Origin of the sequence: Acinetobacter sp. YH12043 (assembly GCF_013419915.1) — a bacterium.
In the GTDB taxonomy this organism is placed as follows: Bacteria; Pseudomonadota; Gammaproteobacteria; order Pseudomonadales; family Moraxellaceae; genus Acinetobacter.
In genome coordinates this window covers 13,785-40,205 of the sequence record NZ_VOZD01000021.1, presented here as the reverse complement: position 1 = coordinate 40,205, position 26,421 = coordinate 13,785, and the positions used below count along the sequence as shown (strand labels likewise).

The window sequence follows — 26,421 nt, the reverse complement described above, 5'->3', positions numbered from 1 at the left end:
ATTTTATAAAATAATATATCAAAATCTATTTATATTATTTTTCTGCATATTAAAAATCATGCATATTAATTCCAACCAAAACAACAGGAATTAATAATGACAATTCAATCTATTAATGTGCGTAACCAGTTAAAAGGTACTATTCAGGAAATTGTAAAAGGTGATGTGGTTTCTGAAGTCGATGTGGTGACTGCTTCAGGTATTTTCACTTCGGTAATTACGACACGTTCTGTAGAAGAGCTGGATTTGCAGATAGGAAGTCAGGTGATTGTACTGATCAAATCGACTGATGTTTCACTGGCAAAACTGTAGGTGTGTCGATTGTATGAAGCAATATTTTAAACAAGGGGCAACGGTACTGACTCTGCTAAGCGCGAGTATTGGCTTAACGCATGCAGATGCGGAGGTAGGTCAGTTACAACAACAGGTCAGTCAACTCGAGCAGTCATTAAAACAATTAAAAACCCAGTTAGCGCAGATTCAGAATCAGAACGAAGCCGTTACAGAAGCCACTACTGCTGATGAGGCTGAACTATCTGCTGATGCAGAAACTGAATCTGATGATGACCAAAGCTTTGTGACACGTGCCGAGTTGCAAGGTCTGCAAAGCGATCTGGAAAACTATAAATATCAGGTACAACGTGACCGCGATACCAAAACGGCATTATCAACACGTCAACTGCTGATTAATGGAGTCGTGCAGGCCAAAGCTTCTTATATCGATGAAGCACAGCGCACTCCACCTACGGGTACCAATACCGGGATGGCAGTTCAAGACCGCCACTCTTCGTTTGATTTAGGTGCAGTCCAAATTGGTTTTATTGGCAATCTGTACAAAGACTATGAAGAAGGCAAAAACCTGGATTTCAATCTGCGTTTTGGTACTTCTCCACAGACAGGAACCAATAACAGTTATCTGAACTTATTGGATGCGCAACTGACTTATCACGTATTGCCCACCTTAAGTGCCGACACGGGGCGCTTGAGCGTCACTTTAGGTCAGCAACTGTTGCCATTTGGCCAGGAAGTTCAGGCCACTGAAGACCTAAAACCTACCATTAACAATGCCTTGTTCAGTTTGCCGGGCCTAGGTTATGGACTGGCACTGCGTGAAGTCGGCTTGATTGTACGTGGGGATGCCTTACCAACCGTGGACTATGGATATAACTATCGCTCGCCAATGATTAGCTATGCCTTTGGTCTGGTGAATGGTAATGGAGCCAATAAATCGGATGACAATGATGACAAAAACTTTATTGGACGTCTGCGTTATACCTTGCCTGCGGAATATAACTCATGGCTGCGTGAACTGAGTTTTGGTCTGTCCTGGTATCAAGGCAAGAGCAATCTATTTGAAATTGATGGTACCAGCGCGGCCTTTGCTGGTAAGGGCGATGTGCTGCGTAAAGGCTTCGATATTTACTATAACCACCATCCATTCGGGGTGACCTATGAATATGTGCAAGGTGAAGATGACACCTACATTTCACAAACCGCACAGACCTATAAGCGTGAAAGTGAGTCGCATACAGGCACCTTGTTCTGGAACTTTGGTGAGCAGTTTGTCAAAGGATTCCGTAATCAGGGCCGTTATGACGACTGGTGGCCAAAGTCTTACCAAGCCTTCTATCGCTACGACACCATTGATCGTGACAAGAATTTAGCCGATCAAACTGTTGATATTCACAGTCTGGGCCTGAATGCATTCTTTGCGGAAACCACCAAGTTTCAGATCAACCTGAACCATGTCAACAACGACATTACAAACAAGAGCTATAACGAACTGGTCGCACAATTCCAGTACGGATTCTAATTTTATATTTTGAGGAATTTTCACATGTTTAAATGGTCAAAAGTATTATTTGCTGGCCTTCTCTCTACAGCAACACTGGTGCCAGCGATTCAGACCTCTGCCGCAGAGGCGAAACCCAGCGTGATCCGTTTTGCTTCGCCGATGGTCGGTACAGGTAATCGCCCTGTAGGTTATGGTAATTACTATACGACTGCACAGACCTTGGGTTTATTTGAAAAAGAATTCCAGAAAGATGGCATCAAAGTACAATGGAATAACTTTAAAGGAGCGGGTCCTGCGATTAATGAATCTTATGCGAATGGTCTGGTCGATATTACCTGGATTGGTGATTTGCCTGGACTGATTGGCAAAGCCAGTCGTCTGGACACTAAACTGGTCGCCATGGCTGGCTCACAGGATAATACTTATCTGGTGGTAGCACCGGGTTCTCCGGCTAAATCGATTGCTGATTTAAAAGGGAAACGAATAGGCTTCTTTAAAGGAACCAATCTGCATTTATCGATTATTAATGTGGTCAAAAAATACGGATTCAGTGAGAAAGACTTCCGTTTTGTCAACATGGATGGCCCAGTGGCATATTCCGCTTTAGCCAGTGGTGATATTGATGCAATCTGGAGCAGTAGCTATATTTTTCCTGTAGTCGATCGCGGTATTGCCAAGATTATTTATAGTACCAAAAATGAACCTGATCTCTATAAAACCTCAGGCTATGTACTGGTGAATTCCAAGTTTGAGCAAAAATATCCTGAAGTGGTTCAGCGTGTAGTGAATGTTTTGGTCAAACAAGCGGCTTGGGAAAGCAAGCCCGCTAATAAAGATGCCCTGTTTAAACTCTGGGCAAAATCTGGAATATCGTATAGCAACATCAATAAAGCCCATATTGGGGTAGATCTGAAACGTCATAGTGCCCCGATTTTTGATGCCTATAACGTGTCACTCATTAAGCAGAAGCTTAAAGCGGGTCAAGACTTGAAACTGATTCGCGGCAATATTGATGTTGATTCCTGGATTGAGCCGAAGTATGTCAATAATGCTTTAAAAACTTTGAATTTACAGAACTATTGGAAACCTCTGAATGCCAATGGGCAATAACCATCATGCCCTTGAGGAGGTTGAGTGATGTTACAGGAAATCGAGCTTGAAACAGCCAAGATACCGACACAGGACAGTGCTGCATCCAGATTGAACCGAAAAAGTATTCTGAATTTTTTTAAACAGAATCAGGTGTTCATATGGGGAATCGGAGCAATTTTCCCCATCGCGTTGCTCTATCTGTGGCATGTGTCGGTAGAACGGAACTGGGTGAATCCTTTATTGCTTCCTGCACCTGAACTGGTCTGGGTGGCCCTGAAAGATCTGTATCAAACTGGCGAACTGTGGAGCAATTTGAGTGTCAGTCTGAGCCGAATTGGCTATGGGTTCAGTGCCGGCATTGTACTGGCACTGGTCTTAGGTCTGACCATGGGACTATCGCGTCGAGCAGAAGCCTATATCTGGCCCACATTCAAAGCCATTAATCTGGTACCTGTGATTGGCTGGATTCCACTGTTAATTTTACTGGTCGGGATTGATGAAGCCCTCAAGATTATTCTGATTGCTAAAGCCGCGCTGGTACCGATGACCATCAATGTATTTAAAGGCGTGCGCAATATTTCACAGCAATTGACCGAAGTCGCGGAAGTTTATCAGTTGAGCACCTGGTCCAGATTTAAAAATGTGGTTCTGCCGGGTGCTTTTATCAGTTTTATCGGTGGTCTGCGTTTATCTCTGGCAAGTTCATGGGGCGCTCTGGTTGCAGTAGAACTGCTAGCTTCGAGTGAAGGGATCGGCTATGTGATGGTCTATGGCCGTCAGATTTTCCAGCTCGATGTGGTGATGGCAACTGTAGTGGTGATTGGACTGGTGGGATTTGGCTTTGACGTCATTATCCGCCTCATACAAAAACAGTTCCGTGGTTGGGATCAGGCTAGATAGGGAAAATGTCATGAAAAAAATAGATTATCGCGGCTGGGTCATTCCTTCGGTTCTGTGGGTTGCCTGGTTGATCGTGACCGCAAAACAATGGGTTGATCCTGCTTTGCTGGCACCGCCAGCTGCTGTATGGCAAGCCTTTGTAGAAAGCTGGCAGGCAGGCGAGGTGACAGAAAACATTATCGCCAGCCTACTTCGCAACACGGCAGGGTTTATTGCCGGTGGAGTGATGGGTGCAGTGCTGGGTTTGGCCCTGGGTCTAAATGTCTGGCTGGATCGAATCTTTTCTCCAACACTGAATGCCATTAAACACGTGGCTGTATTTGCCTGGATTCCACTGATGATCATGTGGTTTGGACACGGTGAAGTTTCAAAAGTGATTTTTATTGCCTTAGTGGTGTTCTATCCGGTGTTCTTTAATACCTATGACGGGGTCAAGAATGTGCCGGTCAAAATTAAAGAAGTGGCGCAGATCTTCCAGCTCAGTCCGGTACGTACTTTTTTTAAAGTGATTTTACCCGCAGCAGCCCCAAGTATTTTTGCCGGTTTGAATATTGCGCTGGTATTTTCATGGGTGGCGACTGTGGGCGCGGAGTATTTTTTTGTGTCCTCGGTTGGCGTGGTCAATCCAATCATGGACGGACAGAACCTGTTCCAGATGGAAGTGGTGCTATATGGCATGGCCATTATTGCGATTGTCGGGCTGTTATTTTCCAAGGCAGCACAATTCTTTGAAAACTATAACTTACGCTGGCGTCAGGCGGCCAATAAATAAAAGATGTGAGATAACAACATGAATCAACAGGTGAATATTAAGGGTCATGTCGAGATCCAGAAACTCGACAAGTTCTTCCCTAAAGATGGGGAAGAGTTGCAGGTATTAGATCAGATTAATTTGAATATCCAGCCAGGCGAGTTCATTAGTATTGTCGGTAATAGTGGCTGTGGTAAATCAACCTTATTGCGGCTTTTGGTGGGCCTTGATGCCGAGTTTCAAGGCAGTATTTTGATTGATGGCAAACCGATTCAGGGCACCAGTCTGGATCGCGGTATTGTGTTTCAGGATCACCGTTTGTTCCCTTGGCTGAGTGTCGAGCAGAATGTGGCTTTAGCGCTGGAAAAATCAGGCCTGAGCAAAGCCGAAAAGCAGGAACTCATTGATTATCATCTGGAACTGGTGCAATTGAGCCAGTTTAAAACTGCCTATCCAAGTCAGCTGTCTGGGGGGATGAGCCAGCGTGTGGCAATTGCGCGTAGTCTGGTGAATCGTCCACAAATTTTATTACTGGATGAACCTTTTGGTGCCTTGGATGCCTTGACTCGGGCCAACTTGCAACAGGAATTACAGCGGATCTGGCAGTCGGAAAAGATCACCTCTATTCTGGTCACCCATGATGTAGAAGAGGCGGTATTGTTAGGTGATCGCGTAGTGGTAATGCAACCCCATCCGGGACGAATCAAACGTATTGTGAAAGTGGATCTGGAACGTCCGCGTAAACGTGAAGACTACCGTCTGGCGGCCATTAAAAATGACATCTTGCTTGACTTCCAGGATCAGGTCGAGCTTGTGCCGCATGAACTGGAACAGTATAAATTGGCCTGGTAAGCAGAGCCATTTGAATACCCGCATTCGCGGGTTTTTTATTGCCCTAAGCATTGTTGCGATTTGGTTGTTCGGAATATTTTAAATAACGTTTTCTAGAAGAAAAAAATTTTAAGTTATTGAAATATATAATTTTATATCTAACTATTAAAATCTATACATGCTTTTGATAACCAAATAAAAAATCAAGATAACTCCTTACCCTAAACTCTTTTATAGTCAAAAGAGTCCTATTTTCAGCAGATCTAAAAGAGACAGAAATTTATCCAAGTTCATAAACAGGATAGATCCAGTCTAGAACAATCATTAAATATGTATTGCAGCAAAAGGTGAGGAAAAATGACGGAGCAATCTCAATGTAGAATCACGATTCAAAATTTATATAAAAGTTATAGCACCGCACCAGATCAGCAGACCCAAGTCCTCGAAGATATTAATCTAGATATTCATGCAGGTGATTTTGTCAGTGTGGTAGGGTATGCTGGCTGCGGTAAATCCACATTGTTACGCTTACTGATGGGCTTGGAACAGCATCAGCAGGGCCAGATTCTGATTCAGGGGAAACAGCCAGCTGAACATCTTCCAAATCTCAGTATTGTCTATCAGGATCATCGACTGTTTAACTGGCTCAGTGTGACGGAAAATATCCGCATGGCTTTACATCAAATCCCTTTAAGTAAAGAAGAGGAAAACCGAAGAATTCAGGAACAGCTGGAATTGCTGCAACTGACGCCGTTTAAGGATGCTTATCCATCGCACTTGTCTGCTGGCATGAATCTGAAAGTGGCCATTGCCAAAAGCCTGGTTACTCAACCGGATATTTTATTATTAGATGATCCTTTTGCTGGACTGGACGCGCTAATGCGTCATCATCTGCATGAAGAATTACAGCGAATCTGGAAAACCAAAAAAATTACCGTGATTTTAGCAACCCAAGATATTGCTGAGGCCTTATTGCTGAGCAATTCAGTAGTCGTGATGCAGGCTAATCCTGGGCGAATCGAACAGGTTTTAAAAGTACCCTTATCTTATCCACGTAAGCGCCAGAATACGCGACTACAGCAGTTGAAAAAAGAAATTCTAAAAGCATTAAATTTTTCAATCGTGAAGGATCAACAGCCGCTACTCACAGGCTCTGGTCAGTTTTGCTGGTAGGCTAGGGTCTTCATTCATTTTAAATTAAACAGAAATCAACAGCGACACAACCTCGCCCATATTTGTCATTTTTATTAGCATCAATTACCCCAGTACTTAACTTAAAGAAATAAAAAATGCCCTATCGGGCATTTTTTATAATGGATGGTTTAAGAGGCAACCGCAGTATTTTGTTGCGCAATCACATACTGATTTTCTGGACGTTTCAATCCTAAGTTTTCACGTAAGGTTGTGCCTTCATATTCGGTCCTGAACAGACCACGGCGTTGTAGCTCAGGTACGATGAAATCGACAAAGTCATTCAGACCGGTAGGTGTCGTTGGTGGCAAGACATTAAAACCATCAGCCGCTTCATTTTCGAACCATTCCTGTAGCTGGTCGACTACCTGTGCAGGTGTCCCGATCAGTGTCCAGTGACCGCGAGCAGAGGCAATATATTCATATAGCTGGCGAATACTAAAGTGATGCTTCGCAGCAATCTCAAACATCATTTGCTGACGGCTAGACTTGATCTCAATATCTTCTAGAGGAAATGGGGCATCCAAATCATAGTTTGAAAGATTAATATCCCCTGCCAGACCAGACAGTAAGCCCAAACCGACATCTGGATGAATCAGACGATTCAGTAATTCATATTTTTCTTTGGCTTCCTGTTCAGTTTTAGCTACAAAGACAGAGACCCCCGGCATTACTTTTAAATCATCCGGATGACGACCGTATTTAGCCAGACGGCCTTTAACATCACGGTAGAAGGCTTGTGCATCAGACAGGCTTTGCTGGGCGGTAAAAATCACTTCGGCATATTTGGCGGCCAGCTCACGTCCATCTTCAGATTGGCCCGCCTGAACAATCACTGGATAGCCTTGTGGTGGACGAGGGACATTGAGTGCACCCTGGACATTAAAATATTTGCCGCTATGCAGGGGTTCGTGCTGTTTAGATGTATCAAAGAAATGACCATTTTCTTTGTCATAGAGGAATGCATCATCTTCCCAGGAGTCCCAGAGCTTCTGTACAACTTCAATAAATTCATCCGCGCGCTCATAACGGACTTTGGCATCCGGATGCGCACTAAAACCAAAGTTCCGCGCGGTTTCAGCAGAAATGGTGGTCACGACATTCCATGCGGTACGACCCTTACTGATATGGTCTAAAGAGGCATATTTTCGTGCCAACAGATATGGTTCTTCATAGGTGGTAGAAGCAGTGGCAATAAAACCAATATTTTGGGTGACGGCTGAAATCGCTGCGAATAAGGTGACGGGTTCAAAGCCCACAACTTTATCGCTATAACCGACATTCTTATTATGTTTGGAAGCGCCATGACTCCAGTTGACTGCCAGACCATCTGCAAGGAAATAGGCATCAAACAGGCCGCGTTCAGCAGTTTTCGCTAATTCAATCGCATAATCAATACTTAAATGATCCTGAGGACGAGATTCAGGATGGCGCCAACCTGCCGCATGTTGCGAAGTCGTTGGAATAAAAGCACCCAGTTTAATTTGTCGTTTAGCCATGAGAAGACCTTGTGTTTTTATACAATACACTGCTTATAACAAGGATCTTCATGCCTGAAAAATATAATAAAAATGAATCCATATAAAAAATATGGATTAAGCAGGAAATACGCTATTTAGAGGTGGTTTGCTAAGGTTTACCCAGTAGTTCAGGCCGGAAGATTAAACCAGTGCCTCGATGGTCTTTTTCTTCCAGATAAACTGGTAATACAAGCCTTGCATAATACAAAGACAGACAAAGGCAAGGGCATAGCCATACCAAATCCCTTGTAAGCCCCACCAGCGGCTGAACATATAGGCAGCTGGTACTTCAATTCCAATAATTGCAATGATATTGATGAGCATCGGGACTGTCACTGTGCCACTGGCCCGCATGATCGAAGCAAAAATTGCACTAGCACCAAAGAACAAAATCGACCATAGGACAATGAAGAGAAGTTGCTGACCCAATACCACGACCTGCGGATCAGTAATAAATAGTGCCATGAGATATTTAGAAAACAGATAAGCCAGAATCACCAGACTACCTGTGAACAAAATATTCATACTTAAGGCAGTTCGGGTCACTTTATTGAGCAAATCATTTTTACCAGCACCAATGGCCTGTGCCCCAAAGACAGAAGCTGCAATGGCAATAGAAAGAGCAGGGAACTGAATATAATTCAGCACCTGATTCACGGCACCATAGGCCGCCGTCGCTTCTGCACCATAACGGTTGACCAGACCTACAATGACCAGACCAGCGACTGAAGTTGTGACCATTTGAACCCCGGTTGGAATACCTAAGCGCAGGATAATCTTGCTGAGCTGGGGCTGATGACGGATATCTTTGATCAACGCCCAGTCTGGTCTTAGAGGATGACGCTTATAATTTAAATAGAGAATGAGAAATAACAGAACAGCCAAGTTGCCCAGAATGGTTGCAATTGCTGGAGAGATGACCCCCATCTTAGGAAAACCAAAATAACCCGCGATCAGGACCGGTGTCACTACCAAGCCCACACCAATCGTTAGGGCAGAGGCAAACAGTGGCGTAGTACTGTCTCCAACCCCGCGTAAAATTGAAGTATAAATAATATAAATAAAAATCAGAGGACTACCGGCCAGCATCCATTGCACATAAGGCAAAGACAGGTGCATCACATCCGGATCTGTACCCAAGAGTTGCAGGATATTTTCAGCAAAAAATACACCCAATAGGGCAATCAGGCTGCCACCAATCAGTGTCATAAACAGGGTAGAGCCAACTACACAGCGCACTTTTTCCAGGTTTCTGGCACCCCAAGCTTGTCCTACCAGAACCGTAGAACCTGCAGAGAGACCAATCACAAAAGCCATCAGACAGAACAGAATCGGGAAAAATACTGCCACAGCGGCAATTGCTTGCACGCCGAGCATTTGCCCGACAAAAAAAGTATTAATCGTACCGGACAGGCTTTGCAGGATGTTGGTAACGACCAGCGGTAACAGGAAAATAAAAAATGTTTTCCATAAATTCTGCTGGTGAACCAATGCTTGCTGTGCCATATGACATCCTGTTCTTGATTTTTCATATATTTATCAGGACTAAATTATCCTTGATCCGCATCAAGAACGCCTTAGCTTTTCAGTAACCAATAAGTCTATTTTTTTAAACTTTGGAAAGAATCTGTGCCGCTTCTATTAAGGTTTCATCTTTTTTGGCGAAGCAGAAGCGTAATAAGTGTAAATCTTTAGGCGGCTCCTGATAAAACGCTGATACCGGAATCGCTACAATGCCATGCTGTTCAGCCAGATAGTGACACATCGACAGTGCATCCAGATCAGGACGAATTTCACTGTAATCCAGATTCTGGAAATAGGTACCTTGAGACGGCGTCCAGTGAAAACGGGAATCTGTAAGTGCATGATTAAACAGGTCCCGTTTGGTCTGATAAAAACCGGACAGCTCATGGATATGTTCAGAATGTAGCTGCATATATTCAGTCAAAGCCACCTGAATTGGCGTTACACCACAGAAGCTGACAAACTGGTAAATCTGTCTGAACATCTGCATTAAGGCTGGCGGTGCAACACAGAAACCAGTTTTCCAGCCGGTCACATGAAAGGTTTTACCAAAAGAACCAATCACAAAACTGCGTTCACGGAGTTCCGGAAATGATGCTGCAGAATGATGACGAACTTCATCAAATACCAGATGTTCATAAACTTCATCAGACAGAACTACAATATTGCGATCACGAATCAGTTCAATCAGCTGTTGCCAGTCTTGCTCTGTCCATACCGTTCCGGTGGGATTATGCGGTGTATTCACTACAATCATGCGGGTACGGTCATTGATTGCATCTTTGACCTGATTCCAGTCCACAGAAAAACCAGGATATTCCAGAGCGATATGTACCGGTTTGGCACCGACCAGCTTCACGCTTGGCGCATAGCTGTCATAACTGGGATCAAAAATAATGACTTCTTCACCCGCCCGTACCGTTGCCTGAATTGCACAGAAGATTGCAATCGTTGCGCCAGGAGTAATGGTGATTTCATCTACCGGGTCTAGAATGAGCTGGTCACGATGCTGATAAAGATCAGCGACCAGCCCACGTAATACTGGTAAACCATCACCCGGTGCATATTGATTAAAACCATTTTCAGCCGCCCGACTGAGGGCTTCAATCAATTGCGGTGGAGCAGGAAAATCTGGAAAACCTTGTGACAGGTTAATTGCTCCGAGTTTTTGTGCCAAGGCCGACATAGTACTAAAAATAGTAACGCCCAGATTGGGAAGTTTAGAATGTAACTCAAGCATGTCCTTGGCCTCTGGCTTATCCTGTAATCGAGGATGATGTAGGAGATATAAAGTATTCGGCTTTCAGTGTAGCAGTAAGTGAATCGGCAAATAATCAGAAAAATTGAAAAGGTTGAAACAGAATACATCTTATATTTCATAAGCATAGAGGATATAAGGTCAGGTTAAGGCTATTCGTGGTTAATTCATGTGAAATAAATACCAAGATGGATTGTTCTAAGCTTATTCCCTAAAATCAGTGCGATAAAAATAACCTCAAATAATAATTATAAAATGCTACAGAGTATTTATACGGTGCTTGAAGGCTTGGGTCTAAGCTCACAGAAGCGTGCACTTCATCTCCGATTTTCCAATGAAATTTTAAATTCTCAGGTTCTGATTCAGCGTATTGAAGGCAGGCACTGGATCAATGAGGGGCTACATGCTGAATTACTTTGTCTATCCACTCATCCCTATATTGCTTTAAAACAGTTTATTGGCTGTCAGGTTGCTGTTGATCAGGTCACTGATCAAGGTGAGCTTTTCCGGACTACAGGTATCATTACCGCAGCTAAACAGGGGCATAGCGATGGTGCTTTAAGTGTCTATCAGCTGACTCTCGAAGATGCGACTTCACTTTGGCATAAACGCCGTAATAGTCGTGTGTTTTTGAATAAAAGTGTCAAAGAAATCAGTGAAATTTTGTTTGCTGAATGGCAAAAGCGAAGTGGCTTATTTGCGCAAAGTTTAAGTTTGGATCTTTCCGGACTAAATCGTGAATATGATGTACGGCCATTGGTCATACAGTCCAATGAAAGTGATTATGACTTTCTGACCCGCCTATGGCGTAGTGAGGGTATTAACTGGCTGGTTGATGAAAAGGAATTAATCATTTCAATATCAGCTCGAACCATTCAGCCACAAGTCCTGCGTCTTGTTGATGAGCAGCAATATTTTCAAGCCTTAAAGCGCCGTTCCATCCGCTTCCATCGCAGTCATGCAACTGAGCAATTCGATACTATCACCAGCCTAATTGCTGAGCGCCAATTAGTGCCAAACAATGTTGGATTGCAACGCTGGCAAGCTATAGATCTGGAGCAGGAGCAAAACCAGCGATTGGTGAATATTCAGCAGAGTAGTGTTCAGGATCATACTAGTTTAAATCTGGAAGATGTCTGGAACATCAGCCCAGCTTGGACCAGTGACCTAAATAGAGAAGATCAGGCTACATCATCCAGTCCAGCTCAACTGGATCAACTTAGTCAGCAACTTAGTCACTATCATGCCATGCAGTCCAAATATTTTAAGGCCAGCAGTAGTGTTCGTGATGCCCAAGTGGGTTACTGGTTTGAACTGCATGATCATCCCGAAATTGATCAACATCCGTGCAATGAGCGTGAATTTTTAATTTTGGGCAAACACTTCTATAACCAGAATAATTTACCAAAAGACATTTTGCTAAAGGTGGATCAGCTCATGCTGTCCAGTCGCTGGAAAGTTCTGGATGACGAGAGACAAGGCAATGAGCTGTATTTAATTCGTCGAGATATTCTGGTGATACCTGAATATCATCCACTACAACATCGGCCCGTGGCCTATCCACAACGGGCGAAAGTGGTAGGGCCTGAAGGTGAGACTATTTATGTCGATGAATGGGGACGCGTGAAGGTTCGTTTTTTATTTACCCGTAGTGAAGATCATCAGCATGATGGTGGTGCTGGCGCCAATGATAATGACACTGATTCGGCCTGGGTAGATGTGCTAACGCCATGGGCAGGTGAAGGTTATGGCGCCCGATTCCATCCACGTATCGGGGAAATCGTAGTGATTGATTTCTTCGAAGGGGATATTGATCGTCCCTTTATTGTTGGACGTATTCATGAAGCTGAACGTTATCAAACTATGTTTGATAAGAAGGGGCAGTTGCCATTCACTAAAAAACTAAGTGGTATCCGTTCTCAAGAGGTGGAGGGTGAAGGTTTTAACCAGCTTCGCTTCGATGATACAACTGGACAGATTAGTGCACAGCTGCAAAGTAGTCATGGGGTCAGTCAGCTAAATTTAGGAAATCTAAGTCATCCAAAAGAAGATGAGGCTAGCGACGGGCGTGGTGAGGGCTTTGAGTTAAGAACAAATCAATGGGGAGCACTTAGAGCGGGAGCTGGCTTGCTTCTCTCTACCTATAAACAAGAAAATGCCAATGCCAATCACTTAAATGCCAGTCCTGCGAAAAGCCAGCTTGAATCTAGTTTGAATCATAGTAAAGCCTTAAGTGAGATTGCCAAAAATCAGCAAACAGATCCCTTAGAAGGGTTAGATCATCTGAAAAAATTTCTGGATCAGATTGAACAGCAAGATCAAAGCAAGGCTGAAACCTTTAAACAGGCTTTAATGCTGCTGTGTGCACCGAATTCAATTGCACTCTCAACTAATGAAGATCTATACCTTTCAGCTGATCAGTTCGGACTCTGGAGAAACGACGACTTTGTTTAAGGAAATTCCAGTAGGTTGCTTCAAATTTAAGAAAGAAATCATCAATTACGCAAAATAATTCGGTACTATTAAACATCGGGACTAGAGTTTTAAGTTTTATGTGGTAACTCAACTGATGGCTCTAGTCCTCTTATTTTTCAAGTCAATTTTTTATCCGCGATTCGGGTTAAAATATGAAAATACTTAAATCTATAGTAATAATTAGCAGTAGCTTCTTTTCACTATTATGTCACGCAAAAAATATAGATTGGAATGATTACCAGCAAAGTGCTACCCAAATTAAAGAACCAGTTTTATTTCTGGATCAATTTGGTAGATTCTCTCAATTAAATAAAAATTTAAAATTAAGTTTAGTTGATTATGGGGATAAAAACAAAAAATATTCTGGTGGAGATTACATTCTTAAGAGTTATGGCGTCGAAGTTTTAAATAATCAAAAAACTTATATTTTATATCAAGGTACTGTGCCTTTAAAATCAACTGTAGATTTAAAAATACTTTATCAAGATAAAAAAATAGTTGCCTTTCGGATAAGGGAATTTAGTGAATTAGATTATGTGAAAAGACCTTATAAAAAATTTATATCTAACTTTTTTATATATAATAAGTTATCAAATTTAGTTATTGAAGCTCCAGTAGTAAATTCTTCATCTGCTAATTTAGAAAGTGATTACGGGAGTATATTGGCTGGTGATAATTTTTCTTATATTAAAGAAGAGAAAAAATATTTATATAATGCCAATATTAGGGAAAGTAACAGGAAAATTAATGACTATAAATTGATTTTAGATTCAGATTTAAAGTGCTTAACATTTACTCTAGGGTGTGAAAATATTAATTATAGAAATTTTCTTAAAAAATAATTTTTTAGATTGCTACATTATGGAGAATGTAGCAATCACCGACCTTATAAATTTTACCCTTCCAAAACCTCTTCCAGTAACTCCTCACTCGGTGCAAAGTAATACGCACCATCCATTGGAGTCACGAAGTGTAGCAAGCGGTCATGGATCCCATCGCCTGATGTACCAAACATACGCACTAACATGGTATCAATGATTTTCAGGTCTTTGGTATAAGCAATGAAGAATAGACCTTGGTCACCACGACCATCTCCATAAGGCAGAGAGTGACGTAGAATTTCCATTTCCTCGCCTTCCTCATCTTCAACGACAGTACGAGCGATATGCGCATTGGCAGGTTTTACCTCATCTTCGAGCTCAATCGATTCAAGTTTGGTACGACCCATCACTTGTTCTTGAGCATCGACTTTGAGTTTTTTCCATTTATCCAGGTTATGCGCATAACGCTGTGCAAAAATGAATGAACCATCCTGGAAAATGCCCGTATCTTCACCAAGTAAAGCCACTTCAGCTCGATCATCCGGGAATTGCGGATTTTCAGTCCCATCAATGAAACCGGTAATATCACGGCCATCAAAGTAACGGAAGCAAACACGCTCATCTAGTACTTCAACCTGATCGCGAATACCTTCAAAGAAAGACTGACTCAAGGCGAAACAGATATCGGCACGCGCACTGGCAATATGGATCAGCACATCTGCCGGTACCACAGGCATATTAAATGAACCTTGAATTGGCTCTAATTGTTTAAAACCAGCAGGTGCCTGTTCATACAATTTTGACCAGAGTTCAGGACCAAAAGCGACAGCCGTTTTAATTTGCGCATTCGGATGTTGGGTAATCAGGCGATCGCGTGTCGTAAATAGCTGTTTTAATCGTTCCTTAAAATCTTCGATACTGAGATTTTTCAGACGTAAAACAATAAAGCGAGCATGATCTGAAGGTAATGGCAAAATTACAGATTGGGCTGTCATTCATGGCTCCTGTAATAAATTTTCTGTATCCAATCCTGCTATTGTGCCTGAAGCGCTATAGAGTGAATAGTATGCAGTCTGATGTTTAAGCAATTTTTTTGGCTGAAAATATTGGAAAAGTCATATAATTAGATCCTGAATTTGAATGAGTTAAATCTCTATGTCCTATCAAGTCTGGTTTGCTTATATGTTAGCCTGTTGGGTGATCAGTATTTCCCCAGGTGCGGGTGCTATTGCTTCAATGTCGAGCGGACTGAATTATGGCTTTCGACATGGATACTGGAATGCGCTCGGCCTGCAACTCGCCCTATTGGTTCAAATTGCCATTGTGGCTGCCGGGGCAGGGGTATTGTTTGCGACTACACCTTGGGCATTTCTTGCAGTGAAATGGTTTGGGGTTGTCTATTTATTGTATCTGGCCTTTTTGCAGTGGAAAGCACCAGCGCAGTCGATTGAAATTAAACATGAACTCGCACGAAAATCAGCTGGGAAACTCGTCATTCACGGTTTTCTGGTCAATATGAGTAATCCCAAGGCAATTGTATTTTTGCTGGCAGTATTACCGCAATTTCTGGACTTATCTAAACCGCAATGGATTCAGTATGTGATTATGGCCGCGACTATGGTAACGATTGATCTGATTGTGATGGCAGGTTATACCGGTCTGGCTGCCAAGGTTCTGCGTCTTCTGAAATCGCCAAAACAGCAGAAAGTCATGAATCGAACTTTTGCCAGCTTGTTCGCTGGAGCTGCGTTTTTATTGAGTTTGGTGCATCAGTAGGGAAACCTCTCCTTAAAGGAGAGGAAATTTAACGATCTCTTAAAGAATCATCTGTAAAAATTCATCTTCAGTCATGACCTCCATACCATGCTGTTTAAGTAATGCTGCTGTGACCCCATCACCTTGAATTTTATTTCCAGTAAATGAACCATCATAAATCAGCTTGCTGCTACAAGAAGGGCTATGGGCTTTGAGGATGGCATGTGTCGCTTGAAATCTTTGGGCAAGATCTAAAGCGGCATAGGCGCCTTTGATAAAGGCATCGGAAACATCTGTACCATTTATATCTATAACATGAGCTTGGTACAGCAGCACATCTAGACCATCGCCAGATTGAATCTCTGCTGCAGGTCGGGGTATAGGCAAACCACCACTGACTTCAGGGCAAATCGTGACATATTGATCCGGCAATAAATAATCGACCAACTCTTTTACCAGACAGTCGCGACCATCATAACGGACCTTGTGTCCGAGCAAGCAGGCACTGATCAGATAAAATTTGCCTGCCATGCCTTAAGCCAGTTTTTTAAACTTCTGTAGGATAAAAATAGCGGCAAACAGCACTGACATGGTCAGCACAATGGTCAGACCTGTTGACGTATTCAGACCTGCACTTGACCAGAGTCCGACTGTCACACCAATTTGTGCAATCACAAAAGCCCAGATCACCATTTGACGAGGAGAATTTGCCAGTAGGCGAGCCGTCAAAGCTGGAATCACCAGCAATGCACCCATCAAGAGTGAACCGACCGCACGTAATGCCAATACAGTAAACAATGCCAATAACAGCATAAAGATCAGACGTTGCAGTTTTGCATTCACCCCTTCACTGATCGCCATATCAGGATCAATTGCAATTTGGATTTGTGCCTGCCAGCTTTTATATAGAACGGCCAATGCCAAGATAATCACGACGGCAAAAGTAGGAAGATCTGTCCATGAAATGGTGAGTAGATCACCAAACAAATAGCTAAGCAGTTCCGGTCTTAAATTCGGTAAATGCTGAATGAATAACAGCCCTGAACAGAGCAGGGTGGCGGAGCAGAGTGCAAGCAGCGCATCATTTGGCAAGCGTGGGTCATACAGTACCCAAAGTACAGCGACCAATAAGACTGCAATAAAGCTGACACCCATCCAGAGTGGCAGGCTCATCGCACCAGCAATTGCAACACCGAGCAAAGTACCATGTGCCATGGTATCTGCAAAGAAAGACATACGGCGCCACAGCATCAGACAGCCGAGTGGTGCGGTCAGGAACACCAAGAGTGTTCCCATAATCCATGCAGGTAATAGGAGAGATAACCAATCCATCATGGCTTAAGCTTCCGGCTCGGGGTGAATGTGGGGACGTGAATCGTGCTGACAAGGTGTCGCGGAGTCACCATGGGCACAGTGATCATGATGATGCTGGTAGAATACCCGGTTAGTACCGAAGATGGCCTGATATTCTGGATGCTGCTGCACACTTTCTGGCAGGCCGCTACAACAGATATGCTTATTCAGACAAACCACGCGATGCGTGCCTTGCATCACCCATTGCAGGTCATGCGAGACCATTAAAATGGCACAGCCATATTTTTCCGGCAGGCTACGCACATATTCATACAGTTCAGCCTCAGACTGAATATCTAGACCCTGCATCGGTTCATCCAGTACCAGAATATCCGGCTGACGTAATAAGGCGCGAGCCAACAACACACGTTGACGTTCACCGCCGGAAAGCTGTTGTACTTTAGAATTTTCCAGTTTGGCAATGCCGGTATCACGGATGATTTCTGCCGTAATATCCGCAGGGCATTTTTCTAGAGCTAACAGGTCTTTGACACGTAGTGGCAGACTATGTGAAGGATTGAATTTCTGTGGCACATAAGAGAATTTTAGCTTGCGCGCCGTTTTGATTTCACCGGATTTCGGTTTGACGATCCCAAGCATGACCTTTATTAAGGTCGACTTACCGGCACCGTTCGGACCAATCAGCGTAACAATCTCTTTCTCCTGCAAAGAGAAATCAATGGCCTTTAAAATGTCACGATCATCAATATTGACCCAGATCTTGGAAAGCTGGATCAAGGGAGATGCATTCAAGCTTTGTTGCGACACTGCTGACAGATTCCTGAAATTTCGATAATGCTGTGGTGTGCACTAAAATCGTCTGAAGCCGCCAAGGCATCCAGTTGTTCTAATAAACCTTGTGCAGATGCTTCTTTTACGGCTTTACATTCAGTACAAATCAAGAATGCCGCCTGATGACCTTCACGCGGATGGCAGCAGGGAATATAGGCATTAATAGAGGTCAGGCGGTGAATAAAGCCTTTTTCTAATAAAAAGTCGAGTGTACGGTACACGGTCGGTGGGGCAGCGGGACGGTCGCTGGCATTTTTCATTTGTGCCAGCAGGTCATACGCACCCATCGGGCCGCTTGCATTCAGAATCAGTTCCAGTACCTCTTTGCGTAAAGGAGTGAGGCGTGCGCCACTTGCCGCACAAAGACTCTCTGCTTCGGCCAGACGTTGCGCGACATTTGGATGGTCGTGTACGCCGTGCAATGCATTGTGGTGTTCGTGCGAACATGAACCCATAGTTCACCTCAGGTGCGAAACTGAAAATTAAAAGATTTCAAATCTTAACATGAAGCGCCCAGAGTTTCGATTGGGCATAGGTATTTTTGTGATTTTGTTATATTATAACACTATTAAATTTGTCCTTATATAGTGATTTCTCTTCATGTTCCGTTTCCTTGCCCTGTGTAGTCTGGCTTTGTTCAGTACCCTTAGCTGGTCGCAAAGTCTGGTGGTTTCAACGCAGCCGATTTATCTGATTGCCAAGACCATTACTCAAGGCGTGGAACAGCCGACTTTATTATTGGCCAATCAAAGCGGTCATGATGTCAGCCTGACCCCGGCACACCGTAAAACGATTCAGGATGCCGGCCTGGTGATCTGGTTAGGGCAGGCACATGAAGCGCCGTTGGCAAAAGTGTTGAACAATAACAATAAAAGTATCGCGATTTTAGATTCGGGTATTCTGACCACTTTGCCAATGCGTAATCCACGTGGGCAAGCCTTAAAAGATACCGTCGATACCCATGTCTGGCTCGATCCCAACAATGCAGTACGTATCGGTTTCTTTATTGCAGCCTTACGTTCTCAGCAGCTGCCTGAGCATCGGGAGGCCTATTGGAAAAATGCGCGTGACTTTGCCCAAACCATGTTTTTGACTGCACAGCGTTATAGTTCTACAAGTAAAGCTCAACCTTATTGGTCTTATCATGATGCCTATCAATATCTGGAACGTCCATTGAACCTGAAGTTCATGGGGGCTTTGACGGATGATCCACATGTGTCACCAACCGTGGCGCAAATCAAATATCTGCAAGACACTCGTGTGCAGAGCAAAATGTGTCTGCTGGCAGAAGCGCATGCTGGTGAAAATCAGTACCGTAAACTGAAACCGATTGTATTCCAGAGTGTCGATGAAAGCATGAGTGGGGCAGGGGACTTTATCCAGGCCTGGCAGAAATTGGCCGAGCAAACCCGTAAATGTGTGTTAAATGCCCATCAATGATTTAAAAATAATCAAGTTTTGATTAGTTTGCCAGCATTTGATCTGTTGAAAAAAACACGACTAAGGTCGGGAAAAGATTGCATGTTCAGGGGTGTAACTCTATAATGCCTGCGATTAAAAATAATCATCAGCTAAACTTGTCAAGCATGCTTGCTGTGAGTGAATAAATAATGAGCCGAACTAGTCGCTTGATTGACCGACGATTAGCGAAAGCTTTAGTCCTCTTACAAGCATTAATGATTCCTGTTTCAGCCTTGATTGGCTGGGTCGTGAAAGACTCAACCGTAGCCTTGAGTGCCGCTTTGGGGGCGTTCGTCTGCTGGCTTGCGAGTTGTTATTTTTCATGGCAATCATTTCGAGCGGCAGGAGCCCGGGCATCTAAGCAGGTTCTTTCGAACATGTATAAAGGCTTGATGGGCAAGTTTGCAATTGTGATTGTTGGTTTCATTTTAATTTTAAGCAATGTCAAGCCGTTATCCCCGGTTGCGTTGTTTTGTGGTTTTATGCTCGTTCAAGCCATGTCGTGGGTCGCTCCTTTTTGGGTGTCACGTCTACAAAAACGAGTTTAAACACAACAAAAAATTGAAAAGTTTTTTTAGGAGCAGGCGAGATATCAAGCAGCACGCGATATTCGTTTGTTCTATAGTTTTTTGACATTGACCAGGTGTGATTTATGGCTGCTGAAGAACATGCCCTTACTTCGACCGAGTATATCAAGCATCACTTGACCAATATGACCTATGGCAAAATGCCAGACGGTACATGGAAATTGGCCGAGAACGGTGCTGAAGCTCAACAGATGGGGTTCACTGCTATTCACTTGGATTCAATGGGTTGGTCAATCGGCCTTGGTATCATTTTCTGCTTGTTATTCTGGCTCGTAGCGAAAGCTGCAAACTCTGGTGTTCCTACCAAGTTCCAGTCTGCAATCGAAATGATTATCGAGTTTGTTGACTCAAGTGTACGCGATACCTTCCATGGTAAATCGCGTTTGATCGCTCCACTAGCGCTAACCATCTTCGTGTGGATTTTCCTCATGAACTTGATGGACCTTATCCCGGTTGACTGGATTCCTTATGTCGCTCAACACGTGATTGGTGGCCTGTTTGGTATTGATCCACACCACGTATACTTCAAGATCGTTCCATCTACTGACCCTAACATTACCCTTGGTATGTCATTGTCTGTATTTGCACTTATCTTGTTCTACAGCATCCGTGAAAAAGGTGTTGGCGGCTTCGTTGGTGAACTAGCACTTAACCCATTTAACCCAAGTAACCCAGTTGCAAAAGCGATCCTTATTCCAGTGAACTTGATTCTGGAATTGGTAACCTTCCTTGCACGTCCAGTTTCATTGGCTCTACGACTATTCGGTAACATGTATGCGGGTGAGTTAATCTTCATTCTTATCGCGTTATTACCGTTCTGGATCCAGTGGGCGTTATCTGTGCCTTGGGCGATCTTCCACATTCTTGTTATTACGCTACAAGCATTCATTTTCATGATGCTGACTATCGTATACTTGAGCATGGCAAGCGAAAAGCATTAATGGTATTGCCTAACTGTCACGGGATGGTTGGGCACAATTTTTTAACTTAATTTGGTATAAACCTAACCTCTGAGGAATTATCATGGAACTCACTTTAGGTCTAGTTGCAATTGCATCTGCTATCTTGATCGCTTTCGGTGCTTTAGGTACTGCGATTGGTTTTGGTCTTCTAGGCGGCCGTTTCCTTGAAGCTGTAGCTCGTCAACCAGAATTGGCTCCACAACTTCAAACTCGTATGTTCTTAATCGCGGGTCTTCTTGATGCTGTGCCTATGATCGGTGTTGGTATTGGCTTGTTCTTCATCTTCGCTAATCCATTTGTAGGTTAATCAGCTTAATTCCGAAATTCACTATTTGAGGAATTTGCAATGAATATCAACCTCACATTGTTTGGCCAAGCGATTGCGTTTGCGATTTTCGTCGCATTCTGCATGAAGTTTGTATGGCCACCACTAATCAATGCGATTAGTGAACGTCAGCGTAAAATCGCTGATGGCTTAAACGCTGCTGAAAAAGCGAAGGCTGACCTTGCAGATGCGCAAGCACAAGTGAAAGCTGAACTGGACGCGGCAAAAGCACAAGCGGCTCAATTGATCGAACAAGCGAACCGTCGTGCAGCGCAATTGGTCGAAGAAGCTCGTACCCAAGCGTCAGCTGAAGGTGAGCGTATTCGTCAACAAGCTAAAGAAGCTGTTGATACTGAAATCAATGCTGCTCGCGAAGAATTACGTCAACAAGTGGCTGCTCTTGCAGTTGCTGGTGCTGAGAAAATTCTTAGCCAGCAAGTTGACGCAGAAGCTCACAATGCCATGCTGACTCAGCTGGCTGCTAAACTTTAAGAGAGGCGGATTATGGCTGAACTCTTGACGTTGGCACGCCCTTACGCTAAAGCAGCATTTGCTTACGCTTCTGAGCAAGGTGCAACTGACAATTGGTCAACAGCACTTAACTTGCTCAGTGCTGCGGTGCAAGACGAAGCATTTTCAGCTTATCTAAATCGCCCTGAGTTGACACCTGCTGAGCAGGTGGCACTTTTTGCTAAAGTTTTAGGCGAAGACCAAACGCCTGCAGTGTCAAACTTTTTGACTATGCTTGCTGAAAACGCACGTTTGGCTTTGCTTCCTGAAATCGCTGCAGAATATGAACAGCTCAAATCACAGAATAACAATACTGTGGATGTTGTAATTGAATCAGCATTCCCGTTGACTTCTGTACAGGAACAACTTCTTACTCATGCGTTAGAGAAAAAATTCAATGCAGCAGTAAACGTTTCTGTAGAAGTTAACCCGGCATTAATCGCGGGTGTGGTTATTCGTGCAGGCGACCAAGTGATAGATGATTCTGCGCTTAATAAGCTTGAAAAAATGCGTACTCGTCTTCTAGCTTAATTGCATATAAGAAGACTGAACTTTAAAAAGATTGAGGTATAGCGCAATGCAACAACTGAATCCATCCGAGATCAGTGCGCTCATTAAACAGCGTATCGGCGATCTGGACACCAGCGCGACCGCTAAAAACGAAGGTACCATTGTTATGGTATCCGACGGTATTGTGCGCATTCACGGCCTTGCTGATGCAATGTACGGTGAAATGATCGAATTCGACGGCGGCTTATACGGTATGGCACTGAACCTAGAACAGGATTCAGTGGGCGTCGTTGTTTTAGGTAACTACTTAAACCTTCAAGAAGGTCAAAAAGCTCGTTGTACAGGTCGTGTATTAGAAGTTCCGGTTGGTCCTGAACTTCTTGGCCGTGTCGTAGACGCTTTGGGTAACCCGATTGATGGTAAAGGCCCTATTGATGCAAAACTGACTGATGCTGTTGAAAAAGTAGCACCAGGCGTAATTTGGCGTCAATCAGTGGATCAACCTGTACAAACTGGTTATAAATCAGTAGATACAATGATCCCAGTAGGCCGTGGTCAACGTGAGTTGATCATTGGTGACCGTCAGACTGGTAAAACAGCTATGGCGATCGACGCGATCATCGCTCAGAAAAACTCTGGCATTAAATGTATCTACGTTGCAGTTGGTCAAAAACAATCAACTATTGCAAACGTAGTACGTAAGCTGGAAGAAACTGGCGCTATGGCGTATACAACTGTTGTAGCAGCAGCTGCAGCCGATCCAGCAGCAATGCTGTTCTTGGCTCCATACTCTGGCTGTACAATGGGTGAATACTTCCGTGACCGCGGTGAAGACGCTCTGATCATCTATGATGACTTGTCTAAACAAGCTGTTGCTTACCGTCAAATTTCATTGCTTCTTCGTCGTCCACCAGGTCGTGAAGCTTATCCAGGTGACGTGTTCTATCTACATTCACGTTTACTTGAACGTGCTTCTCGTGTATCTGCTGACTACGTTGAGAAATTCACTAACGGTGAAGTTAAAGGCCAAACTGGTTCATTAACTGCATTGCCGATTATTGAAACTCAAGCAGGTGACGTATCTGCATTCGTACCAACCAACGTAATTTCGATTACTGACGGTCAGATCTTCCTTGAAACATCATTGTTCAACGCGGGTATCCGTCCTGCTGTGAACGCGGGTATCTCTGTATCTCGTGTTGGTGGTTCTGCGCAGACTAAAGTCATCAAGAAATTGTCTGGTGGTATCCGTACTGCACTTGCACAGTACCGTGAATTGGCAGCGTTTGCTCAGTTCGCTTCTGACCTTGACGAAGCAACTCGTAAACAGCTTGAACACGGTCAACGCGTAACTGAGCTTATGAAGCAAAAACAATATGCTCCATACTCAATCGCTGACCAAGCTGTATCAGTTTATGCATCTAACGAAGGCTACATGGCTGACGTAGAAGTGAAGAAAATCGTAGACTTTGACGCTGCGTTAATTGCTTACTTCCGTTCAGAACACGCTGCGTTAATGCAAAAAATTGACGAGACTGGTGCTTGGGATAAAGATATCGAAGCTGAATTCAAAGCTGGTATTGAAAAGTTCAAAGCGACTCAAACTTACTAATTTAGCAACTTGCTAATTAGTGTTGGTTTGGTTCACGGAATCAACCTTCGAGGGCTCGAAAGGGCCTTCGAATACTAGGTTAAGCGTATGGCAAATTTAAAAGAAATTCGCGCCAAAGTAGCTAGTATCAAAAGCACGCAGAAAATTACTCGCGCGATGCAGATGGTAGCAGCTTCTAAGATGCGTCGTGCGCAAGAGCGCATGGCTCAAGGCCGTCCGTATGCCGAAAATATGCACCGTGTAATTGCTCATTTGGTACAAGCGAATCCTGAATATAAACACCGTTATATGGTTGAACGTCCTGTTAAGCGCGTTGGCTATATCATTGTGTCTTCAGATCGTGGCCTTGCTGGTGGTTTGAACATTAACCTGTTCAAGAAAGTGGTAAAACACGTTCAACAGCAACAAGAGCAGTCAATTGAAGTTCAATTTGCTTTGATTGGTCAAAAAGCGGTTTCGTTTTTTAAAAACTACGGCGGTAAAGTGCTTGGTGCGACCACTCAAGTGGGCGACACTCCAAGTCTTGAACAGTTATCTGGTTCTGTACAGGTGATGTTAGACGCTTATGATAAAGGCGAATTAGATCGTATTTATCTGGTTTCTAACGGCTTTGTCAACGCCATGACTCAAAACCAAAAGATCGAACAGCTTGTTCCTTTGGCAGCTGCTGAAGAAGACAAGACGCTTAACCGTCAATACGGTTGGGATTACATCTACGAGCCTGAAGCTGAAGAGCTTTTAAATGGCTTGTTGGTTCGTTACATCGAGTCTGTGGTGTATCAAGGTGTGATCGAAAACATCGCGTGTGAGCAGTCTGCTCGTATGGTTGCAATGAAAGCTGCAACTGATAACGCGGGTGAATTGATCAAGAACCTGCAACTTATTTATAACAAGCTGCGTCAAGCCGCGATTACTCAGGAAATTTCTGAGATCGTTGGTGGTGCCGCTGCCGTTTAACATATATTAGTTTGAATTGAGGAGACAGCAATGAGTAGCGGTCGTATCATTCAGATCATCGGCGCGGTTATCGACGTCGAGTTTGAACGTAACAGCGTTCCTAAGATCTATGACGCTCTCCAAGTTGACGGTACTGAAACTACATTAGAAGTTCAGCAACAACTTGGTGATGGCGTAGTTCGTACTATTGCAATGGGTTCTACTGAAGGCCTTAAGCGTGGTTTGAACGTAACTAACACTAACGCTCCGATCTCTGTACCAGTAGGTACAGCGACTCTTGGCCGTATCATGGACGTTCTTGGTCGCCCGATCGACGAAGCTGGTCCTGTTGCGACTGAAGAGCGTTTACCAATTCACCGTCAAGCGCCTTCTTATGCAGAACAAGCGGCTTCTACTGACCTTCTAGAAACTGGTATTAAAGTCATCGACTTACTATGCCCGTTCGCGAAAGGTGGTAAAGTTGGTCTGTTCGGTGGTGCCGGTGTTGGTAAAACTGTAAACATGATGGAGTTGATCAACAACATCGCGAAAGCGCACTCAGGTTTATCTGTGTTTGCTGGTGTTGGTGAACGTACTCGTGAAGGTAATGACTTCTATCACGAAATGAAAGACTCTAACGTTCTTGACAAAGTAGCAATGGTCTACGGTCAGATGAACGAGCCACCAGGTAACCGTTTACGCGTAGCGTTGACTGGTTTGACTATGGCTGAGTACTTCCGTGATCAAAAAGACGAAAACGGTAAAGGCCGTGACGTACTATTGTTCATCGACAACATCTATCGTTATACACTAGCGGGTACTGAAGTATCAGCACTTCTAGGCCGTATGCCATCTGCAGTAGGTTACCAACCGACTCTTGCAGAAGAGATGGGTGTTCTCCAAGAACGTATTACATCGACTAAGTCTGGTTCTATTACGTCAATCCAAGCGGTATACGTACCTGCCGATGACTTAACAGATCCATCGCCTGCAACTACGTTCGCTCACTTGGACGCAACTGTTGTATTGAGCCGTGACATCGCTTCTCAAGGTATTTACCCTGCGATTGATCCACTTGACTCTACTTCACGTCAGCTAGATCCACTTGTAGTTGGTACTGAGCATTACGAAATCGCTCGTTCAGTTCAAAACGTTCTTCAACGTTATAAAGAATTGAAAGACATTATCGCAATTCTTGGTATGGACGAATTGTCAGAAGAAGACAAACTTACTGTATACCGTGCACGTAAGATCCAACGTTTCTTCTCTCAACCGTTCCACGTAGCTGAAGTGTTTACTGGTGCTCCTGGTAAACTTGTACCGCTTAAAGAAACGATTCGTGGCTTTAAAGGTCTTCTAGCTGGTGAATACGATCACATCCCAGAACAAGCGTTCTACATGGTTGGTGGTATTGACGAAGTGATTGCTAAAGCTGAGAAACTTTAATTAGTTCCCTAATT

The 26,421-nt window shown here is 43.7% G+C and carries 26 protein-coding genes and 2 pseudogenes; 19 read left to right on the top strand and 9 right to left on the bottom strand.

Annotation, left to right across the window (positions count from 1 at the left end; genetic code table 11):
• Positions 1 to 96: 96 nt before the first annotated feature.
• The 7 genes from FTU01_RS11085 (at position 97) to FTU01_RS11055 (ending at position 6,542) form a co-directional block, all read left to right on the top strand.
• Entirely contained in the window at positions 97 to 312 is a 216-nt protein-coding gene (locus tag FTU01_RS11085; protein ID WP_159124130.1) for a molybdopterin-binding protein, read from the top strand.
• Positions 313 to 325: 13 nt separating this feature from the next.
• Positions 326 to 1,813, top strand: a complete 1,488-nt coding sequence (locus FTU01_RS11080; protein WP_180011601.1) for a hypothetical protein — start codon at positions 326 to 328, stop codon at positions 1,811 to 1,813.
• A 24-nt stretch (positions 1,814 to 1,837) separates the two neighbouring features.
• Complete coding sequence (locus FTU01_RS11075) at positions 1,838 to 2,905, top strand: ABC transporter substrate-binding protein (protein ID WP_180139105.1); 1,068 nt, start codon at positions 1,838 to 1,840, stop codon at positions 2,903 to 2,905.
• Positions 2,906 to 2,932: 27 nt separating this feature from the next.
• On the top strand, positions 2,933 to 3,787 hold the full coding sequence (locus FTU01_RS11070) for an ABC transporter permease (RefSeq protein WP_180011642.1): 855 nt from the start codon (positions 2,933 to 2,935) through the stop codon (positions 3,785 to 3,787).
• Between the two features lie 10 nt (positions 3,788 to 3,797).
• Positions 3,798 to 4,559, top strand: coding sequence for an ABC transporter permease (locus FTU01_RS11065; protein ID WP_159124133.1), 762 nt, complete (start codon positions 3,798 to 3,800; stop codon positions 4,557 to 4,559).
• Positions 4,560 to 4,577: 18 nt separating this feature from the next.
• Positions 4,578 to 5,390, top strand: a complete 813-nt coding sequence (locus FTU01_RS11060) for an ABC transporter ATP-binding protein (protein WP_166138948.1) — start codon at positions 4,578 to 4,580, stop codon at positions 5,388 to 5,390.
• Positions 5,391 to 5,726: 336 nt separating this feature from the next.
• A complete protein-coding gene (locus FTU01_RS11055; protein ID WP_180033647.1) occupies positions 5,727 to 6,542 on the top strand; it encodes an ABC transporter ATP-binding protein in 816 nt (271 codons plus the stop codon).
• Between the two features lie 149 nt (positions 6,543 to 6,691).
• Here FTU01_RS11055 and FTU01_RS11050 read toward each other — a convergent pair whose 3' ends face one another.
• The 3 genes from FTU01_RS11050 to FTU01_RS11040 all read right to left on the bottom strand — a co-directional run bounded on the left by FTU01_RS11050 (position 6,692) and on the right by FTU01_RS11040 (position 10,844).
• Positions 6,692 to 8,059 carry an LLM class flavin-dependent oxidoreductase gene (locus FTU01_RS11050; RefSeq protein ID WP_180033648.1) on the bottom strand — a complete coding sequence of 456 codons (1,368 nt, stop codon included), beginning with the start codon at positions 8,057 to 8,059 and terminating at the stop codon, positions 6,692 to 6,694.
• A 162-nt stretch (positions 8,060 to 8,221) separates the two neighbouring features.
• The gene (locus FTU01_RS11045) at positions 8,222 to 9,586 is read right to left on the bottom strand and encodes an MATE family efflux transporter (protein WP_180139103.1); all 1,365 of its coding nucleotides are present in this window, start codon (positions 9,584 to 9,586) and stop codon (positions 8,222 to 8,224) included.
• Between the two features lie 103 nt (positions 9,587 to 9,689).
• On the bottom strand, positions 9,690 to 10,844 hold the full coding sequence (locus FTU01_RS11040; RefSeq protein WP_180011610.1) for a methionine aminotransferase: 1,155 nt from the start codon (positions 10,842 to 10,844) through the stop codon (positions 9,690 to 9,692).
• A 273-nt stretch (positions 10,845 to 11,117) separates the two neighbouring features.
• Between FTU01_RS11040 and FTU01_RS11035 the strand changes: the two are divergent.
• Positions 11,118 to 13,283, top strand: a pseudogene (locus tag FTU01_RS11035) (type VI secretion system Vgr family protein); the annotation flags it as partial.
• Here FTU01_RS11035 and FTU01_RS11030 read toward each other — a convergent pair.
• A pseudogene (locus FTU01_RS11030) lies at positions 13,273 to 13,392 on the bottom strand (IS982 family transposase); the annotation flags it as partial. The pseudogenes FTU01_RS11035 and FTU01_RS11030 overlap by 11 nt on opposite strands.
• A gap of 97 nt (positions 13,393 to 13,489) precedes the next feature.
• Here FTU01_RS11030 and FTU01_RS11025 point away from each other — a divergent pair.
• On the top strand, positions 13,490 to 14,179 hold the full coding sequence (locus tag FTU01_RS11025) for a hypothetical protein (protein ID WP_159124352.1): 690 nt from the start codon (positions 13,490 to 13,492) through the stop codon (positions 14,177 to 14,179).
• 53 nt (positions 14,180 to 14,232) lie between these two features.
• On the opposite strand, the gene FTU01_RS11020 is transcribed toward FTU01_RS11025, so the two are convergent.
• A complete protein-coding gene (locus FTU01_RS11020) occupies positions 14,233 to 15,153 on the bottom strand; it encodes a Dyp-type peroxidase (protein WP_166139347.1) in 921 nt (306 codons plus the stop codon).
• A 160-nt stretch (positions 15,154 to 15,313) separates the two neighbouring features.
• On the opposite strand from FTU01_RS11020, the gene FTU01_RS11015 reads away from it, so the two are divergent.
• On the top strand, positions 15,314 to 15,934 hold the full coding sequence (locus FTU01_RS11015; RefSeq protein ID WP_180031866.1) for a LysE family transporter: 621 nt from the start codon (positions 15,314 to 15,316) through the stop codon (positions 15,932 to 15,934).
• 39 nt (positions 15,935 to 15,973) lie between these two features.
• On the opposite strand, the gene FTU01_RS11010 is transcribed toward FTU01_RS11015, so the two are convergent.
• Genes FTU01_RS11010 through FTU01_RS10995 form a run of 4 tightly spaced genes read right to left on the bottom strand, consistent with a single transcriptional unit; the run spans position 15,974 to position 18,513 of the window.
• Positions 15,974 to 16,444, bottom strand: a complete 471-nt coding sequence (locus FTU01_RS11010) for a DUF523 domain-containing protein (protein ID WP_180031868.1) — start codon at positions 16,442 to 16,444, stop codon at positions 15,974 to 15,976.
• A 3-nt stretch (positions 16,445 to 16,447) separates the two neighbouring features.
• Positions 16,448 to 17,248 (bottom strand): zinc ABC transporter permease subunit ZnuB, encoded by an 801-nt coding sequence (gene znuB, locus FTU01_RS11005; protein ID WP_004780694.1) that lies wholly within the window; start codon positions 17,246 to 17,248, stop codon positions 16,448 to 16,450.
• 3 nt (positions 17,249 to 17,251) lie between these two features.
• Positions 17,252 to 18,034, bottom strand: coding sequence for a zinc ABC transporter ATP-binding protein ZnuC (gene znuC / locus FTU01_RS11000; protein WP_179992715.1), 783 nt, complete (start codon positions 18,032 to 18,034; stop codon positions 17,252 to 17,254).
• Positions 18,016 to 18,513, bottom strand: coding sequence for a transcriptional repressor (locus tag FTU01_RS10995; protein ID WP_005233384.1), 498 nt, complete (start codon positions 18,511 to 18,513; stop codon positions 18,016 to 18,018). Before FTU01_RS10995 ends, znuC begins: the two co-directional genes overlap by 19 nt.
• A gap of 145 nt (positions 18,514 to 18,658) precedes the next feature.
• Between FTU01_RS10995 and FTU01_RS10990 the strand changes: the two genes are divergently transcribed.
• The 9 genes from FTU01_RS10990 (at position 18,659) to atpD (ending at position 26,407) form a co-directional block, all read left to right on the top strand.
• The gene (locus tag FTU01_RS10990) at positions 18,659 to 19,498 is read left to right on the top strand and encodes a metal ABC transporter solute-binding protein, Zn/Mn family (protein WP_180031870.1); all 840 of its coding nucleotides are present in this window, start codon (positions 18,659 to 18,661) and stop codon (positions 19,496 to 19,498) included.
• Between the two features lie 170 nt (positions 19,499 to 19,668).
• Positions 19,669 to 20,067: an ATP synthase subunit I gene (locus FTU01_RS10985; RefSeq protein ID WP_166139355.1), complete on the top strand. Its 399-nt coding sequence runs from the start codon at positions 19,669 to 19,671 to the stop codon at positions 20,065 to 20,067.
• A gap of 104 nt (positions 20,068 to 20,171) precedes the next feature.
• Positions 20,172 to 21,047 carry a F0F1 ATP synthase subunit A gene (gene atpB, locus FTU01_RS10980; protein ID WP_004780701.1) on the top strand — a complete coding sequence of 292 codons (876 nt, stop codon included), beginning with the start codon at positions 20,172 to 20,174 and terminating at the stop codon, positions 21,045 to 21,047.
• An 82-nt stretch (positions 21,048 to 21,129) separates the two neighbouring features.
• Positions 21,130 to 21,375, top strand: coding sequence for a F0F1 ATP synthase subunit C (gene atpE / locus FTU01_RS10975; RefSeq protein ID WP_000424060.1), 246 nt, complete (start codon positions 21,130 to 21,132; stop codon positions 21,373 to 21,375).
• Between the two features lie 39 nt (positions 21,376 to 21,414).
• Positions 21,415 to 21,885 (top strand): F0F1 ATP synthase subunit B, encoded by a 471-nt coding sequence (locus tag FTU01_RS10970; RefSeq protein WP_004780703.1) that lies wholly within the window; start codon positions 21,415 to 21,417, stop codon positions 21,883 to 21,885.
• Between the two features lie 12 nt (positions 21,886 to 21,897).
• Positions 21,898 to 22,434, top strand: a complete 537-nt coding sequence (locus FTU01_RS10965) for a F0F1 ATP synthase subunit delta (RefSeq protein WP_179992714.1) — start codon at positions 21,898 to 21,900, stop codon at positions 22,432 to 22,434.
• A 46-nt stretch (positions 22,435 to 22,480) separates the two neighbouring features.
• Positions 22,481 to 24,025, top strand: coding sequence for a F0F1 ATP synthase subunit alpha (gene atpA, locus FTU01_RS10960; protein WP_180025424.1), 1,545 nt, complete (start codon positions 22,481 to 22,483; stop codon positions 24,023 to 24,025).
• Between the two features lie 87 nt (positions 24,026 to 24,112).
• On the top strand, positions 24,113 to 24,982 hold the full coding sequence (atpG, locus tag FTU01_RS10955; protein WP_004780708.1) for a F0F1 ATP synthase subunit gamma: 870 nt from the start codon (positions 24,113 to 24,115) through the stop codon (positions 24,980 to 24,982).
• Between the two features lie 30 nt (positions 24,983 to 25,012).
• Positions 25,013 to 26,407 carry a F0F1 ATP synthase subunit beta gene (atpD, locus tag FTU01_RS10950; protein WP_180139101.1) on the top strand — a complete coding sequence of 465 codons (1,395 nt, stop codon included), beginning with the start codon at positions 25,013 to 25,015 and terminating at the stop codon, positions 26,405 to 26,407.
• Positions 26,408 to 26,421 lie beyond the last annotated feature (14 nt).